Origin of the sequence: Kitasatospora sp. NPDC101447 (assembly GCF_044767225.1) — a bacterium.
GTDB lineage: Bacteria > Actinomycetota > Actinomycetes > Streptomycetales > Streptomycetaceae > Kitasatospora.
Map to the genome: position 1 here is coordinate 107,262 of NZ_JBIWNL010000015.1, position 14,314 is coordinate 121,575.

The 14,314-nt window shown below is 73.6% G+C and carries 16 protein-coding genes; 6 read left to right on the forward strand and 10 right to left on the reverse strand.

Features of this window, described 5'->3' with window-relative positions; genetic code table 11:
- Positions 1-11: 11 nt before the first annotated feature.
- The 6 genes from ACIRST_RS22405 to ACIRST_RS22430 form a co-directional block, all read right to left on the reverse strand.
- The gene (locus ACIRST_RS22405; protein WP_402803823.1) at positions 12-341 is read right to left on the reverse strand and encodes a WXG100 family type VII secretion target; all 330 of its coding nucleotides are present in this window, start codon (positions 339-341) and stop codon (positions 12-14) included.
- A 148-nt stretch (positions 342-489) separates the two neighbouring features.
- Positions 490-702 carry a DUF397 domain-containing protein gene (locus tag ACIRST_RS22410; protein ID WP_402803825.1) on the reverse strand — a complete coding sequence of 71 codons (213 nt, stop codon included), beginning with the start codon at positions 700-702 and terminating at the stop codon, positions 490-492.
- 10 nt (positions 703-712) lie between these two features.
- A complete protein-coding gene (locus ACIRST_RS22415; protein WP_402803827.1) occupies positions 713-925 on the reverse strand; it encodes a DUF397 domain-containing protein in 213 nt (70 codons plus the stop codon).
- 10 nt (positions 926-935) lie between these two features.
- Complete coding sequence (locus ACIRST_RS22420; RefSeq protein ID WP_402803829.1) at positions 936-1,148, reverse strand: DUF397 domain-containing protein; 213 nt, start codon at positions 1,146-1,148, stop codon at positions 936-938.
- Positions 1,149-1,158: 10 nt separating this feature from the next.
- Positions 1,159-1,374 (reverse strand): DUF397 domain-containing protein, encoded by a 216-nt coding sequence (locus ACIRST_RS22425; protein ID WP_402803831.1) that lies wholly within the window; start codon positions 1,372-1,374, stop codon positions 1,159-1,161.
- The gene (locus ACIRST_RS22430) at positions 1,371-2,198 is read right to left on the reverse strand and encodes a helix-turn-helix domain-containing protein (RefSeq protein WP_402803833.1); all 828 of its coding nucleotides are present in this window, start codon (positions 2,196-2,198) and stop codon (positions 1,371-1,373) included. The genes ACIRST_RS22425 and ACIRST_RS22430 overlap by 4 nt, the downstream gene beginning before the upstream one ends.
- Positions 2,199-2,617: 419 nt before the next feature.
- On the opposite strand from ACIRST_RS22430, the gene ACIRST_RS22435 reads away from it, so the two are divergent.
- On the forward strand, positions 2,618-3,130 hold the full coding sequence (locus tag ACIRST_RS22435) for an NUDIX domain-containing protein (RefSeq protein ID WP_402803835.1): 513 nt from the start codon (positions 2,618-2,620) through the stop codon (positions 3,128-3,130).
- A 37-nt stretch (positions 3,131-3,167) separates the two neighbouring features.
- Here ACIRST_RS22435 and ACIRST_RS22440 read toward each other — a convergent pair whose 3' ends face one another.
- Positions 3,168-4,376 (reverse strand): erythromycin esterase family protein, encoded by a 1,209-nt coding sequence (locus tag ACIRST_RS22440; protein WP_402803837.1) that lies wholly within the window; start codon positions 4,374-4,376, stop codon positions 3,168-3,170.
- 109 nt (positions 4,377-4,485) lie between these two features.
- Between ACIRST_RS22440 and ACIRST_RS22445 the strand changes: the two genes are divergently transcribed.
- Positions 4,486-5,310 carry a MerR family transcriptional regulator gene (locus ACIRST_RS22445; RefSeq protein WP_402803839.1) on the forward strand — a complete coding sequence of 275 codons (825 nt, stop codon included), beginning with the start codon at positions 4,486-4,488 and terminating at the stop codon, positions 5,308-5,310.
- A 25-nt stretch (positions 5,311-5,335) separates the two neighbouring features.
- Here ACIRST_RS22445 and ACIRST_RS22450 read toward each other — a convergent pair whose 3' ends face one another.
- On the reverse strand, positions 5,336-5,749 hold the full coding sequence (locus ACIRST_RS22450) for a hypothetical protein (RefSeq protein ID WP_402803841.1): 414 nt from the start codon (positions 5,747-5,749) through the stop codon (positions 5,336-5,338).
- Between the two features lie 303 nt (positions 5,750-6,052).
- Between ACIRST_RS22450 and ACIRST_RS22455 the strand changes: the two genes are divergently transcribed.
- From ACIRST_RS22455 to ACIRST_RS22465, 3 genes are all read left to right on the forward strand, one after another.
- Positions 6,053-7,015 carry a quinone oxidoreductase family protein gene (locus tag ACIRST_RS22455; RefSeq protein WP_402803842.1) on the forward strand — a complete coding sequence of 321 codons (963 nt, stop codon included), beginning with the start codon at positions 6,053-6,055 and terminating at the stop codon, positions 7,013-7,015.
- Between the two features lie 96 nt (positions 7,016-7,111).
- Positions 7,112-7,717 carry a TetR family transcriptional regulator C-terminal domain-containing protein gene (locus ACIRST_RS22460; RefSeq protein WP_350519511.1) on the forward strand — a complete coding sequence of 202 codons (606 nt, stop codon included), beginning with the start codon at positions 7,112-7,114 and terminating at the stop codon, positions 7,715-7,717.
- Positions 7,718-8,091: 374 nt separating this feature from the next.
- The gene (locus ACIRST_RS22465; RefSeq protein ID WP_402803844.1) at positions 8,092-9,498 is read left to right on the forward strand and encodes an MFS transporter; all 1,407 of its coding nucleotides are present in this window, start codon (positions 8,092-8,094) and stop codon (positions 9,496-9,498) included.
- A 62-nt stretch (positions 9,499-9,560) separates the two neighbouring features.
- Here ACIRST_RS22465 and ACIRST_RS22470 read toward each other — a convergent pair whose 3' ends face one another.
- Positions 9,561-10,064, reverse strand: a complete 504-nt coding sequence (locus ACIRST_RS22470) for an allene oxide cyclase barrel-like domain-containing protein (RefSeq protein ID WP_350519509.1) — start codon at positions 10,062-10,064, stop codon at positions 9,561-9,563.
- Positions 10,065-10,238: 174 nt separating this feature from the next.
- Positions 10,239-11,198: a hypothetical protein gene (locus ACIRST_RS22475; RefSeq protein ID WP_402803846.1), complete on the reverse strand. Its 960-nt coding sequence runs from the start codon at positions 11,196-11,198 to the stop codon at positions 10,239-10,241.
- Positions 11,199-11,410: 212 nt separating this feature from the next.
- Here ACIRST_RS22475 and ACIRST_RS22480 point away from each other — a divergent pair, with 212 nt between their 5' ends.
- Positions 11,411-14,191 carry an ATP-binding protein gene (locus ACIRST_RS22480; protein ID WP_402803848.1) on the forward strand — a complete coding sequence of 927 codons (2,781 nt, stop codon included), beginning with the start codon at positions 11,411-11,413 and terminating at the stop codon, positions 14,189-14,191.
- The last annotated feature ends 123 nt before the right edge of the window (positions 14,192-14,314 follow it).

A 14,314-nucleotide genomic window follows, 5' to 3' on the forward strand; every position in this document is an offset into this window, starting at 1 on the left:
GACGGGGCGGGTCACGACAGCAGGTTCTTGGCGTGGCCGTCGGCCCCGGCATGGTTGTCGGCATGCGCGCGCAGCCCCGCGCCGATGCTGCCGAGCCCCTGGACCAGGACGTCCAGCGCCGAGAGCACCTTGTCGTGCGGACCGTTGTACGCCGTCGCGAACTCGTTGCCCTGCTTGTCACCACCCCACGGACTGCCCGCGTCGGCCAGACTGCGCTTGAGCGTGTCGAGCGCCGTCTTCAGCGCCTTGCTCTGGTTCTCGAAGGTCGGCGCGGCGTCCGTCAACTCCCCCGGCCGGACCTTGAACTCCGGCCCACCCGCCTTCGCCCCGTCATCCGCCATGGTGCCCCCGCGCTGTCTGTCGACTGACCAGTCCCGTGGTCAGACTGACCAACGAACTGGCGGGGTTTCAGTTCTGGAGCGTGACATCGATCACGCCCGCAGGCCCGGACCGCTTGCGGAGGCGGTCCGGGCCTGCGACATGTGAGGTTCAGACCGAGCCGAACTCCCCACCACGGACAGCAGCGACGAACGACGCCCAAGCCGCCGAGGGGAAGACGAGAGCCGGGCCCTGAGGATCCTTCGAGTCACGGACCGGGACCAGGCCGGGGAAGTCAGGAGCCACCTCGACGCAAGTACCGCCGTTGTTGCTGTAGCTGCTCTTGAACCATGCGGCGTCGGACAGGTCTACACGGGGAATCATGACGCTCCTCTCAGACTTCACCGAACTCGCCACCACGGACAGCGACAACGAACGACACCCACGCCTCGGCGGGAAAGACCAAAGCCGGGCCTTGCGGGTCCTTGGAGTCACGAACAGGCATCACGCCGGCGAAGCCGGGTGCCGCCTCGACGCAAGACCCCCCGTTGTTGGAGTACGAGGACTTGACCCAGAAGGCGCCGGACAGATCCACGCGGTCGGTCATGGCATTCCTCTCAGACTTCACCGAACTCGCCACCACGGACAGCGACAACGAACGACACCCACGCCTCGGCGGGAAAGACCAGAGCCGGGCCCTGGGGATCCTTCGAGTCGCGGACCGGCATCAGGTCACCAGAGCCTTGCGCGACCTCAAGGCAGTCACCGCCTTGCTGGCTGTAGCTGCTCTTGAACCATGCGGCGTCGGACAGGTCTAGACGGGGAATCATGACGCTCCTCTCAGACTTCGCCGAACTCCCCGCTGCGGACAGCAGCAACGAACGACACCCAGGCCTCGGCCGGGAAGATCAGGGCCGGACCGTCGGGGTCCTTGGAGTCACGAACAGGCATTACGCCAAGGAAGCCGGGTGCCACCTCGACGCAGTTGCCCCCGTTGTTGCTGAAGCCGGACTTCTGCCATCTGGCGCCGGCCAGGTCGAGAGTGGGGCCGATCATTCAAGGTCCTTCCGAGCAGCGCGAATCACGTCGAGCGAGGCCACTTTGGACAGTGACTCCACCTGGAGTTGATCGTAGTCACTGTCCCAGGCTTCGACCGTCTTCCGCCCCCGCTCCACGATGCCACGCGCTTGGGACTCGGCATAGCCGACAACCGAGCGGTCTCGCAGGGTCAGCAAGACGACCGGCATCGTAAACGGGACATGCTCCCCAAGGGCGAAAGGCGCCACCTGCAGCGTGAGGGTCGGAAGCTCGGCGAGGCTCTCAAGGTGCCGGAGCTGGTGGAGCATGACATCACGGCCCCCCACTGGGCGCAGGAGACAGCTCTCATCCATGACAGCGTGCACCGTCGGCGGTGGAACACGATGAAGCACCTGCTGGCGCCCCATCAGGAAGTCGACTCGCTCGACGGCTTGGGATTGGCTGATGCTGCCGCGAAGGACTGCCGCGCTTGCCAAGGCCGCTGCGTACGCCTCTGTCTGGAACAGGCCTGGGATCACGTTTAACTCAAAGGTGCGGATCTTTCGGCACCGCATCTCAGCATCGACGTACTCCTCGAATCCTTCCAGCAGGCTGGCATTCGAGATCCGGCGCCACAGCTCGACGAAGACTCCACCCGTGTCGAAGACCCGGTCAGCAGCAACCGCAAATTTACGGGTTACAGGCTTCTTAGCCCCTTCGAGGTAAGAGATCAGACCATGGCTGTAGCCCATGCGCTTGCCGAGCTCGACCTGAGACCAGCCCCTCGCCCGCCTCTGCCTGCGGAGTTCATTCCCGAAGCGCACGGCAGGAGAGAGCGATTGATCGTCTTCATCGGGCTCCATGACTCCCCTTGCCTTGTCACTCGGCAGAACCGTGAAGGTTGAAGCCTGGTGATCGTAGCGTCCAAGGAGCCAACATGGCTACAGCCGGTGATTTACCGGAAGCGCAGCGCGACTCCTGGAGACCCTATGCCTGACGCGCAGAGACCCGACCCCCTGTTCCAACTCCACGAGGTGGTGCGGGACTTCAGCGACTCGGGGAACGGGAAGCCGAGTGAGGGCGTCTTCGTGGAGGCCGTGTTCGGCAGGGCGGTGCTTCGGCCGCTGGGGGCGAGCGGACCCCAGCGGCGGGTCCCCCTCTCCGCGATCCGGTCGCTGGATCCGCGGGAGTTCGCGCCGGGCACCTGCGGGAGGCCGCGGCGTCGGCCGTTCGACGGGTGGCCGCTCTCGTCCGACAGCAGTTCCTCATACCTGGAGCAGAGTTGAGCACGTCGCCCCGCCTCGTCAGCAAGCCCCCCGGACGGCGATGGGGCCACCAGGCCTTCGTCCTGCGGGAGGATCCCGGAGGGTCGGGCGACTTCTTCGTCCTCCTGGTCGACTCCGTCCACCACGACGGGCTGACGCTGCCCGGCGGCTCCGCCGAGCAGGACGAGCTGCCCCATCTCGCGGCCCGCCGTCATCTCGAAACGCAGACCGGGCTCGTCCTACCGCTGCGCACCATCCTCACGGTCGATTACTCCCCCGCGACCGATGATCTTCCCGAGGGCCTGGACTTCGTCTACCCGGGCGGCGTGGTCACGCCCCGGCAGGCCGGGGCCGTCCGCCCGTACCAGCCTCCGCAGGGCGTCCGCGCCCTGCACTGGGTCGCCCAGGCCAAGCTGCACCGGGTCATGGCCGATGACCAGTACCGCCGTGTCGAGGACGCCTGGGACGCCTGGGAGCACGGCGCCGGCCTTCCGCTCCTCATCCGGGGCGTCCCGGTCCCCGTCGGCTGACCGGGGGCCCGGGGCCCGGGCCGGCCCCCGGCCGGGCTCACGACAGCCAGTGCACCGGGGTGACCTCGCGGAGGTGGACGAGGACGTCGAAGGCTTCGGCCAGGGAGGCGACGGCCAGGTGTTCGGCGGCGTCGCGGTCCGGGGTGTAGACGCCGCTGATGACACGGGCTTTCGCCGGCCCGTCCCACCGGCTGCGGACGTCGTCGTGGCGCAGGTCCAGCCAGCGGGCGGGCCGGTCCGGCTCGCCGAGCTTCGCGTCGACCAGGTCCGCGCCCGGGTCGGGGACGAGCGCGATGCCGAGGTCGCCGTGGTGGAAGCCGATCGCCGCGGAGACGTACTGCCCGCCGTGGTGCTTGCGCAGCAGGCTGCCGACGGTGGCCTGCGGGCCGCGCTCGGGTGCCAGGCCCAGTACCGTCTCGGCTGCGGAGGTGTGGGCGATGCCGTCCCAGTAGACGGTGCGCAGGCCGGTGCCGTGCTGGAAGTCGGCGATGATGTCGGCCCCCACCTCGGCTTCGCCGGCGTAGGTGCCGCGGCCGGCGACGCTGCGCTCGTGGAACTCCAGGATCAGCCGCATCCGCGCGAGCACGTCGTGATCACCGCCCGGGAGGGATGCGACGAGCGCGAGTGCGTCGCGGGCGTGTTCGGCGAACGGCCGCCCCGGGTGGACTCCCTGCGCGCGCTGCACGTGTTCGTCGACGGCGTGGGCGGTGCGGATGGGGTCCAGGTGGGCCGCCAGTTGCGCGAGCCGCTGCGGCGCCGCCGCGCGCACGTGCTCCAGGACGGCGTCGTAGTCGGCGGGCGCCGCCTGGGCCGGCTTCACGCCGATGATCCGGACCGGGTCGCCCGCGTGGTCGCGGTTGAACGCCCGGATCCATTCCAGGGCGCCGGCCATCTCCTCGGTGCGCCACGGCCGCCAGGCGCCGGCCAGCGCGGAGGCGGCCGTGCCCTCGCCGCCGCCCGCGTAGGCGTCGAGGGCCGCGGCGGCACCGGCGCCGTCCTGGACGGCCAGTGCGCGGAAGCCGTGGTCCCGTACCAGCCGGCGGAACAGCTGGTCCCGTACGCCGAAGGTCTCCCGGGAGAAGCGCGTGGACTCCCCGATGCCGACCACCGTCGCCCCGGCGGCCAGTCGTGCGGCGATCTCGTCGAGCTCGGCGTCGGCCAGCGGGAGGGCGGGGGAACTCTGACGGTCCGTCAGGTCGGCCTGGGGAGGGGCGGAGCGGCGAAGGGGTGCGGTGTCGTTCGGCATGCCGCTCAGCCTGGTTCCTCAAGCTGACTTGAAGTCAAGCCCCGAACCGGTTCCGGGTCCCGGGCCCCGGCTTGCCCCTCCCCCAGGGGCAGGGGGCACAGTGGCCCGCGTGCCAGAGGAACTGATCACCATCGGGGAGCTCGCCGCCCGCACCAGGCTGAGCGTCAAGGCCCTGCGGCTGTACGACGAGCGGGGGCTGTTGCGGCCCGCCGTCACCGACCCGTACAGCGGGGTGCGCCGTTACGGCCCCGGGCAGGTCGAGCGGGCCCGGCGGATCGCGCTGCTGCGTGCCGCCGGGCTGCCGCTGGCGCCGATCGCCGCCGTGCTCGACGCGGGCGGCTCCGAGGGTGAACAGCTGCTGCTCGCGTACTGGCGCGAGCAGGAGGACGTGCACGCGGCCCGCCGGGAGGCGGTGGGCTACGCCCGAGCAGTGCTGACCGGAAGGACCCCGACCGTGTACGAGATCAACGAGCGTGACGTGCCCGAGCAGCAGGTGCTGTTCGTGCGGCGGCACGTGGGCGCCGCCGAGCTGCCCGGCTTCCTCGCGGAGGCCTCACAGCTGCTGTTCGCGCGGCTGGAGCAGGCCGGAGCCTGCCTGTCCGGGCCGCTGTTCGCCGTCTACCACGGCCTGGTGTCCGAGGACTCCGACGCCCTGGTCGAGGTCTGCGCGCCCACCGGGGCCGCCCTCGCACCGGAGGGCCCCTTCGGGCTGCGCGTCGAGCCCGCCCACCGCGAGGCGTACACCGAACTGACCCGGCGCCAGGGCGACTTCGCCACGATGGCCGCCGCCCACGACGCCGTCGCCGCCTGGCTCGCCGACCACGGCCACGAACGCGCGGGCTCCGACCGGGAGGTGTACCACCCCAACTGGGCGACCGCCGCCCCGGACGAGCACGTGGCGGACGTCGCCGTACCGCTGGCTCCCGCCGGGTAGCGGCCCGGGACGGCGACGCCGCGACCTAGGGGGCGACGGCGCCGAGCGAGGCGAAGAACGCGGCGTCGAGCGGGTGTTCCCACGAGGCGACGGCGACGAAGGCCCCCCGCCAGGGGAAGCTCACGCACGACAGGCGGCCGTCGGCGGACCGGCGGCGCCGTGCGGCGACGGCGGCGCCCTCGACCACGACCGGGGCGGGCGCCTCCTCGACGAGGTCGAGCCACTCGGGCCGGTCCCCCCGCCCGAGCAGGTTCCTGACCGCCGCGTCCGTCTGGTCCCGTACGGTCGACTGCGCGAAGACGACGACCGGCAGCGCGCGCCGGCCGCCGTGCGCGTAGGAGTGGACCAGGGAGTCGGCATTCCGGCCCGTCCCCCCGCGGATGATCATTCCCCGGCCCTCCGCCCAGCCGGGGATCCCCACTGTCTGATCGGTGGTCATCCTGCCGCCTCTCCTCCGGACGGGTACGGGCGCGGCCGCCGCCGGAGGCCGTCCGAGCTCGCCGCCGCCGACCCACGAACTGCCGTAGCAGGATAGGGGGACCGCATGCCGTGCGATCCGTCGAAGGTTCGACGACGGCTGAAACGATGCGCCCGCCGCCGGGCGCGAGCGGGCGTGGGCGACGCCTGCCGCGCCGCCTCCGCCTCCGCCTGCGGGTTTTCTGGACTTGAGGGTCCAATTCCTGCTGCCTACCGTGCTGTTCGTTCCCTCCCGGACGAGCCCGCACAGGAAGGCGGTCACCCCATGCACGCGATCAGGATCGAGGAGCACGGCGGCCCCGAGGTCATGCGCTGGACCGAGCTGCCGGACCCGGTGCCGGGCCCCGGCGAGGCGCTGGTGCGTCTGGGGGCGGCCGGCGTGAACTACATGGACGTCGGCGCCCGTACGCAGGGCACCGGCGGCTGGGCGGCGCCCGCCGTGCTGGGCGCCGAGGGCATGGGGTACGTCACCGCCCTCGGTCCGGGGGTGGACGGCCTGGCCGTCGGCGAGCGGGTCGCCTGGTTCTACCACCCGGGCAGCTACGCCGAGTTGCTCGCCGTCCCGGCCGTCTCCCTGGTCAAGGTGCCCGACGGCGTGCCGGACGAAGTCGCCGGCGGTGTGCTGATGCAGGGCCTGACCGCCAACCACCTGAGCACCGAGACCTACCGGATCGGCCCGGGCGACACGGCGGTGGTGCACGCGGCGGCCGGCGGGGTGGGCCTGCTGCTCACCCAGCTGGTCAAGGCCCGCGGCGGGAACGTGATCGGCCTGGTCTCCCGCGAGGAGAAGGCCGCCGCCGCCCGGCAGGCCGGCGCCGACCGGGTGCTGGTCCACTCCGGCGCCGGATTCGAGGAGGCCGTACGGGAGTTGACCGGCGGCCGCGGGGCCGACGTCGTCTACGACGGCGGCGGCGCCGACACCTTCGCCTCCTCGCAGCTGGCCCTGCGCCCGCACGGGGTGCACGCGTACTACGGCCCGTTCATGGGCGTGCCCACGCTGCGGCCCACGGACCTGCCCAACAGCATCCTGCTCACCTACCCGGTGGTGCACCACCACGTCGCCACCCGCGAGGCCCTGGTGCGGCGCAGCGGGGAGCTGTTCGACCTGCTCCTGGACGGGCGGCTGACCATGCGGGTCTCCGGCCGTTACCCGCTGGCCGAGGCGGCCCGGGCGCACGCGGACATCGAGTCCCGCCGTACCACCGGCAAGCTGATGCTCCTCCCGTGAGGGGCCCGTGCTGCGCGAGGATCGGGCCCGAGGACCCGAGAACCAGGACGACCAGGATGACCAGGACGAGCAGGACGACCAGCACCGGGAGGGCACGTGCCGTTGACCCGCAAGGGTGCCGCGACCAGGCAGCGCATCGTGGAGGGCGCGGCCGGGCGGATCCGCGAGGAGGGCGTTTTCGCGCTGCGGCTGGAGGACGTCATGGCCCGCACCGCGACCAGCAAGAGCCAGCTGTTCCACTACTTCCCCGGTGGCAAGGACGAACTGCTGCTGGCCGTCGCCCGCCACGAGGCGGCCCGGGTCCTCGACGACCAGCAGCCCGAGCTGGGCGCGCTCACCTCCTGGGCGGCGTGGCGGCGGTGGCGGGAGAAGGTCGTCGCCCGTTACCGCGCGCAGGGCGTGGACTGCCCGCTGCACGTGGCGCTGTCCGAGCTGGGTTCGGCCACCGGCGCGGCCCGGGCGGTGGCCGGCGAGTTGCTGGCGCAGTGGCAGGGGCAGCTCGCGGCGGGCGTGCGGCATCTGCAGGGGGCCGGCGAGGTGGACCCGGCGCTGGACGCCGAGCGGGAGGCCGCGGCGTTGCTGGCCGGGGTCCAGGGCGGGGTGCTGATCCTGATGACCACGGGTTCGATCGCGCCTTTGGAGGCCGCGCTGGACGTGGGTCTCGACCGGCTGCGGGCGGCCCGGCCGGGCGCGGCCGGCTGAGGGGGGCCGCACCCCCGCCGTTGTGGGAAGCCCCACAGACGAAGGCCGCTTCAGGCCCTCGGGGTGACGAGGGTCACGCTGTGTGTGCGGTTCGGCGCCGCTGTGGCGGCTGGGCGGCGCTCGGCCCCGGCAGGACTGGGAATGCCTTGGATCGGCACGGTCGGAGGTCCTGTCCGCTTCGGGACCAAGGTCATCAATCCCTTTGACCTTGGACCTCGTGGTGACCCTGGCCGACCGGGGCAACCCTGGACGGTCGCCCGGTGTGATCGGGCGATGGCGCCGTCCGACGTGGGCGGCGTCGTTCCCCTGCCGTCTACCCGGCGCACGGGAGCGGGCCCCGCCCGCCGCCGTACGCTCCGGAGGACCCCAAGCCCATGTCCCAGACCATCGACAACGCCCCGTATACCGCCTTCCACCGAAGGCTGGCGCTCGCCTGCTCCGGCGGGCCGCTGCTGGACGGCTACATCCTGAGCATCGTCGGCGTCGCCCTGATCGGGATGCGCCCCGACCTCGGGCTGTCCACCGCCGAGGTCAGCCTGATCGGCGCCGCCGCCCTGGTCGGCATGTTCGTCGGCGGAGCGCTCTTCGGCGTGCTGACCGACAAGATCGGCCGGGAGGTGATGTACACCGCCGACCTGCTCGTGATGGTCGCCTGCTCGGTGCTCTCGTTCTGGGTCGACCAGGTGTGGGCGATCGCCGTGCTGCGCTTCGTGCTCGGCATGGCCGTGGCCGCCGACTACCCGATCGCGACCTCACTGCTCGCCGAGTGGCTGCCCGCCAAGCACCGGGGCCGCCTGCTCGGCCAGCAGATCGTCGCCTGGTACGCGGGCTCCGTGCTCGCCTACGTGGTGGGCTACCTGTTCCTGGAGCTGGCCGGTCCGGGCAGCTGGCGGTGGATGCTGGCGAGCTCCACGGTGCTGTGCGTGGTCTTCCTGGTGATCCGCCGCGGCTCGCCGGAGTCGCCGCGCTGGCTGGCCGCCAACGGGCGGGTCGGCGATGCGGTGCGCGTGGTCGAGAAGCACCTCGGGGTCCGGGTCGACGGCCGCGAGCTGATGCCCGATCCGGCCGAGCGCGGCCGGCCCGCCGGGCTGCGCCTGCTGATGACCCAGCCCTACCGGCGCCGCACCCTGTTCTGCGGCCTGTTCTTCCTGTTCCAGGTCGGCCCGCTGTTCGCGATGCTCACCTTCGGCCCGCAGATCCTGTCGTCCTTCGGCATGCCGGGCGGCACCGTCATGGACACCCTGGGCACCGGGCTGATCAGCCTGGTCTTCCTGCTGGGCTGCTACCCGGCGCTGCGCCTGATCGACAGCCGCGGCCGGCGCCCCGTCATCATCTGGTCCTTCGCGCTGATGACCGTCCCGCTGGCCCTGCTCGGCGTGTGGCCCACCGCCCCGGCCGCGATCGCCCTGACCGCGCTGTGCGCGTACGCGTTCCTGTGCGGCGGGCCCAATGTGCTCGACTGGACCTACCCCAATGAGCTGTTCCCCACCGAGATCCGGGCCACCGCCGTGGGCGTGGCCACCTCGGTCAGCCGGATCGGCGCGGCCGTCGGCACCTACCTGCTGCCGCTGTCCCTGACCGGGCTCGGCACCGGCCCGACCATGCTGATCGCCGCCGGCACCACCGCGCTCGGCCTGCTGGTGTGCGTGCTGTGGGCGGAGGAGACCCGCGGCACCGCACTCGGCGCCTCGCCGGCAGCCGCGTCCGCCGAGGCCGCCGGGACCACCACGAGCGCGGCGCCGGGCGTCCCGGCCCAGCGCGTCCCCCAGCCGGTGCGCTGACGGCCGCCACCTGACGCGTCGACGGCGCCGCCCGGGATCCTCCCGGGCGGCGCCGTCCGCACTCAGCGGTCGAGGTGGAAGGTCAGCTCGATCTCGGTCGCGCTGCGCGGAACGCCGTGGACGAAGCCGCCGGCGGAGCGGAAGTCTCCGGTTCCTCCGGTGATCGCGACGTCGAACTCGCCCAGCACGTGGTCGGCGAAGGACTGGAGCCCCTGCGTGGTCAGCTGCCCGCCGGGCAGCGCGGTGGTGACCTGGCACTGCGCCTCACCGGCGCCGGGCCTCGCGAGGAAGGTGACGGTGCAGGCACCGCCGCCGTGTCCGACCTTCTCACCGTCGCGCAGGAGGTCCTCGGCGAAGACGATCTGATCGCCCTGGCTGGGGGCGTCGCCCGTTCCCAGGTGCAGCAGGCTTTCCCTGGTCACCTGAGCGAGCAGCGTGAAGGTCTTCTGCTGCCCGGACGGGCCGTGGTCGGCGGGAGGCCCGGCGGCCACGGCCGACGGGCCGCACAGCAGGACGGCGGCCAGAGTGCCGGCGGCAGTCGGGCCGAGATCCTTGAAGCGGGACATGTTGCCTCTCCCGGCTGATTCGCGGGCAGCGGCCGGTGACCGGGTGTCACCTGGCATCCGATCTGCCCGGGCCCGTCCCACAGTGCGGTGGACGCATGGGCGCGGCGCTCTCTGCTCGTCATCCGGGTGACGGGGCCGTGAGCCGCTGCGGGTCCTGCCCTGACCGGCCGCCGGTCAGGGCAGGAGCAGGGCGCGGGCGTTGTCGCGGACGGAGGCCAGCCAGGCCGGGCGGATGCCGGGGATCCGTTCCAGGGCCTGGAGGAAGGTGTGGTCGAGCGGCAGGACGGGGCGCCGGGGGTGGAGCGGCAGGGGGTCGTCGCGTTCGACGCCCGGGGGCAGGCCGCCGGCGGTGGGCCTGGTGGGGTGCTCCTGGTGGAAGGCGAGGTGGCGCCAGAATCCGAGGGCCAGCGGGGCCGCGACCACCCCGGGGGGTGTCGGCCAGGGTTCTGCGGTCTGCGGGTGCTGCGGGACGACGGCGATGTCCGGCAGGGGCTCGGGCAGGGGCAGTCCCGGGCCGGCCAGGACCGCCCGCTTGGGCGGCCGCCCCGCTGGGAGGGCGGCGAGGAAGCGGCGGAAGGCGTCCGCGAGGGGCCCGTCGGGGACGGTGACGGGCGAGCCGTCCGCGGCGGCGACCAGGTGGGCCAGTGTCACGGAGAGCTCCGACTCCCAGCGCGGGTCCCACTCCCCCTGCAGGTCCAGCAGCGGGGTGCCGCGCCGCTGTTCGCCGAGCTGCGCCCAGTCGGCGACCGGCCGGGCGGGGCCCACCGCGACGGGGCGCACCGCGGTCGGCTCCAGCCAGGTCGCCTGCCACAGCGAGCAGTCGTCGACCCGGGTGGCCACCTCCCGGCCGCAGCCGGCGCAGGCGAGGTTGGGGCCGTCCCGGCCGTCGAGGCCGCAGCAGAAGCCGGCGTTGCGCTCGGGGACGAGGAGGGTGCCGACGGCGTCGCCGGGGGCGATCACGATCGGGCGGTGCTGCCGGTCGGGGATTTCGTCGACGGCGTAGGTGCCCGCGTCCATCAGGACGGGCATGGGGTGGCCGTTGCCGTAGATGTGGCCGGCGTAGAGGGGGAAGGCGGCCCGGGACAGCGGGGTGGTCAGCGCGGTGCCGCAGCCCTCGCAGGTGAAGACCTCCACGTACGCGCTCCCCCTGTCCTCTCCGGCCCGTTGCGGCCCGGCACCGGCATCGGCACCGGCTGACGAGTATCGCGGGCCGGGCGGCCGCGGCCGACGGATTTTCGGCCCCGCCGCCGGGCGGCTTTGTCAAGCACGCACCGCGGCCGCTCCCGCAGCAGTACCGTCGACCCCTCAACAACCGTCCGGATACGGTGAATCGGAGGCGAGCGACGGTGACCGAGGCGAAGCCCGGGGACGACGGCAGGTCCGGCGCGGAGGGCGGTGTGCTGCACGAGCGCGAGGCCGAGATCCGCTCGGCGGGGCGGGCGATCGAGGCGCTGACCGGGCCCGTCGGCACCGAGGTCGGGGAGCTGCTGCTGTACACGGGCGCGGCCGGGCTGGGCAAGACGGCGGTGCTGACCGAGGTGCGGCGGGCGGCGCGGCGCGCGGGCTGCACGGTGCTGTTCGGCCGGGGCGGGCAGAGGCAGTGCCACGAGCCGTTCCACGTGGTGCGCCAGCTGGTGCGTCCGGTGCTGGCGGCGCTGTCCGACGAGGAGCGGGCCCGGGTGTTCGGGCCGTGGGAGGACGTCGTCGGCCCGGCGGCGGGGCTGGCGGCGCCGCGCGGGCAGCTCGACCCGCAGGGGGTGCGGGACGGGCTGGACTTCGTCCTCACCCGGCTGGTCCAGCTGCGCTCCCCGGTGGCCGTGCTCGTCGACGACCTGCACTGGGCGGACCCGGAGTCGCTCGGCTGGCTGGCGGGCTTCGCGGTGCGCGCCCGGGAGCTGCCGGCCCTGCTGGTGCTCGCCTGCCGCGACGAGTTCCCCGACGACGCGCTGGCGCTGCAGCGCGGCCTCACCGACCGGGCCGACCGCCGGCACGAACTGCGCCCGCTGCGGCCGGACTCGGTGGCGCACCTGGTCCGTGCGGCCCTGGGCGCGCAGGCCGAGGACGCCTTCTGCCGGCACGTCTGGGCGGTCACGGCCGGCAACCCGTACGAGACCGCGGCGCTGCTGCGCGAGGTGGCCGACCAGCGGCTCGACCCGGTCGAGGAGAGCACCGGGCAGCTGCGCGAACTCGCCGCCACCGCACGGGGGATGACGCTGCGGCACTGGCTGGACCGGCTCGGCCCCACCACCCTGCGCTTCGCCTGGGCGGCGTCCGTGCTGGACACCGACATCCGCCCCGACCTCGCCGCCACCATCTGCGCCCAGGGCCCGGAGACCGCCGCCCAGTCCGTCCGCGAGCTGCGCCGCCACCGGGTGCTGACCGGCCCCCAGTCGGGCCGGCTGGAGTTCGTCCACCCGCTGGTCGCCACCTCCGTCTACCAGTCGATGCCGCCCGCCGCCCGGACCGGGATGCACGGGGTCGCCGCCGTCGAGCTGGAGAACGCCGGCCTGGGCCTGCTCGCGGCGTCCCGGCACCTGCTGGAGATCCTGCCCGAGGGGGACGGCGAGATCGTCGACAAGCTGCGCCGGGCGGCCCGCGAGCACCTGGCCATCGGCGCGCCCGAGGCGGCGCAGCGCTGCCTGCGCCGCGCCATCAGCGAGCCGCCCGCCGACGAGGACCGGGCCACGGTGCTGTACGAGCTGGGCTGTTCGGCGCTGCTGACCGATCCGGCGACGACGGTCAACCAGCTGCGCCTGGCGCTGGCCGACCCGTACGGGCCGGGGCCGGGGCTGCGGGTGGACGCGGTGTTCCGGCTGGCCCAGGCCCTGGCCCACAGCAACCGGGTCGACGAGGCGGCGGCGCTGTGCGCCGAGGAGGCCGCGCGGACCTCGCCGGGGCCGGGGCGGCTGCGCCTGGAGGTCGCCCACTTCATGTTCGCCGCGTTCCAGTCGCAGGACGCGGACGGGCCGGGGCGCTCCCGGCGGCTCGCGGAGTTCGACCGGATGCTGGCGACGGTCGGCCTGGCCTTCACCGACCTCGGCGCCGACGGTGACGCCGATGCCGAGGTCGATGCCGGTACGGGCGGGGACGGGTCGGCGCCGGGCGGGGCCGTGTTCGAACACGACGGCCTGGCCCACGCGGTGGCCGTGCTGCGCTGCTGGGACCTCACGCTGCGCGGGGTGGACAGCGCGGAGGCGATCGCGCTGGGCGAGTCCGCGCTGCCGGGCGGCCGGCTGCCGCGCAGCCTGGGCTGGACCAACACCACCTGGGGTTTCGAGCTGCCCGGGATCCTGGGCATCAGCTACCTCTACGCCGACCGGGTCGACCGGGCGGAGGAGCTGTTCGGGGAGGCGGTGCGCGCCTACGAGGTCGCCGGGTGGAGCGGCGGCCACCTCGGCTTCGCCTACCTGCTGACCGGCATGCTCCGTTTCCGCTGCGGGGAGCTCGCCGCGGCGGAGGACTACCTGCGCCGGGCGCTGCGCATCGCCCGGCGGTTCGGTCCGGGCACCCCGCTGTACTGGGACGCGGTCGGGGCGCTGACCGAGACCCTGGCCGCGCGCGGGCGGCTGGAGGAGGCGCTGGAGCTCGCGCGCGAGCACGCCTTCGGCCCGCCGTACCCGACGGTCATGGCGCTGCCCGACGCGCCGACGCTGTACGGGCGGCTGCTGCTGGCCCGGGGTGACGCGGCGGGTGCGGCGGCGACGCTGGCCGCCGCCGGAGAGGCCCTGGACGCGCGCGGGTGGCGCAACACGGTGTGGGCGCCGTGGCTGGGCCACCTGGCGCGCGCGGTGGCCGCCGAGGAGCCGGAGCGGGCCCGCGGCCTGGCCGGGGAGGGGGTGCGCCGGGCCCGGGTGTCGGGCACGGACTCGGCCGTCGGCAGTGCGCTGCGGCTGTGCGCCGCGGTGCACGAGCGGCCCCGGGCCGTGGAGCTGCTGACGGAGGCGGTCGGTCTGCTGGAGCGCTCGCCCGCCCGTTACGAGCACGCGCTGGCCCTGGTCGACCTGGGGGAGGCGCGGGGCGGCGGCGCGGGCGGCCGGGCGGCGCTCGTCCGGGGGCTGGAGCTGGCCGTGCGGTGCCACGCCGACGGCCTGGCGGAGCGGGCCCGGGCCCTGCTGGGCGCGGACTGAGGCAGGAGGGAGGCGGGTGGGGCCGGGCGGGCCGGGCGACCCCTTGCAAATGACCAGCGCGTGCAACTATCTTGAGGACATAAGTTGCAGCTGCAATCAGTTGCGCGGGCATGCACGCCGTCC

Coding starts and splice junctions, on each gene's coding strand:
- ACIRST_RS22465 (WP_402803844.1), top strand. CDS start 8,092: ATGTCCCAGACCATCGACAACGCCCCGTATACCGCCTTCCACCGAAGG.
- ACIRST_RS22455 (WP_402803842.1), top strand. CDS start 6,053: ATGCACGCGATCAGGATCGAGGAGCACGGCGGCCCCGAGGTCATGCGC.
- ACIRST_RS22420 (WP_402803829.1), bottom strand. CDS start 1,148: ATGATTCCCCGTCTAGACCTGTCCGACGCCGCATGGTTCAAGAGCAGC.
- ACIRST_RS22470 (WP_350519509.1), bottom strand. CDS start 10,064: ATGTCCCGCTTCAAGGATCTCGGCCCGACTGCCGCCGGCACTCTGGCC.
- ACIRST_RS22410 (WP_402803825.1), bottom strand. CDS start 702: ATGATTCCCCGTGTAGACCTGTCCGACGCCGCATGGTTCAAGAGCAGC.
- ACIRST_RS22440 (WP_402803837.1), bottom strand. CDS start 4,376: ATGCCGAACGACACCGCACCCCTTCGCCGCTCCGCCCCTCCCCAGGCC.
- ACIRST_RS22450 (WP_402803841.1), bottom strand. CDS start 5,749: ATGACCACCGATCAGACAGTGGGGATCCCCGGCTGGGCGGAGGGCCGG.
- ACIRST_RS22415 (WP_402803827.1), bottom strand. CDS start 925: ATGACCGACCGCGTGGATCTGTCCGGCGCCTTCTGGGTCAAGTCCTCG.
- ACIRST_RS22405 (WP_402803823.1), bottom strand. CDS start 341: ATGGCGGATGACGGGGCGAAGGCGGGTGGGCCGGAGTTCAAGGTCCGG.
- ACIRST_RS22425 (WP_402803831.1), bottom strand. CDS start 1,374: ATGATCGGCCCCACTCTCGACCTGGCCGGCGCCAGATGGCAGAAGTCC.
- ACIRST_RS22430 (WP_402803833.1), bottom strand. CDS start 2,198: ATGGAGCCCGATGAAGACGATCAATCGCTCTCTCCTGCCGTGCGCTTC.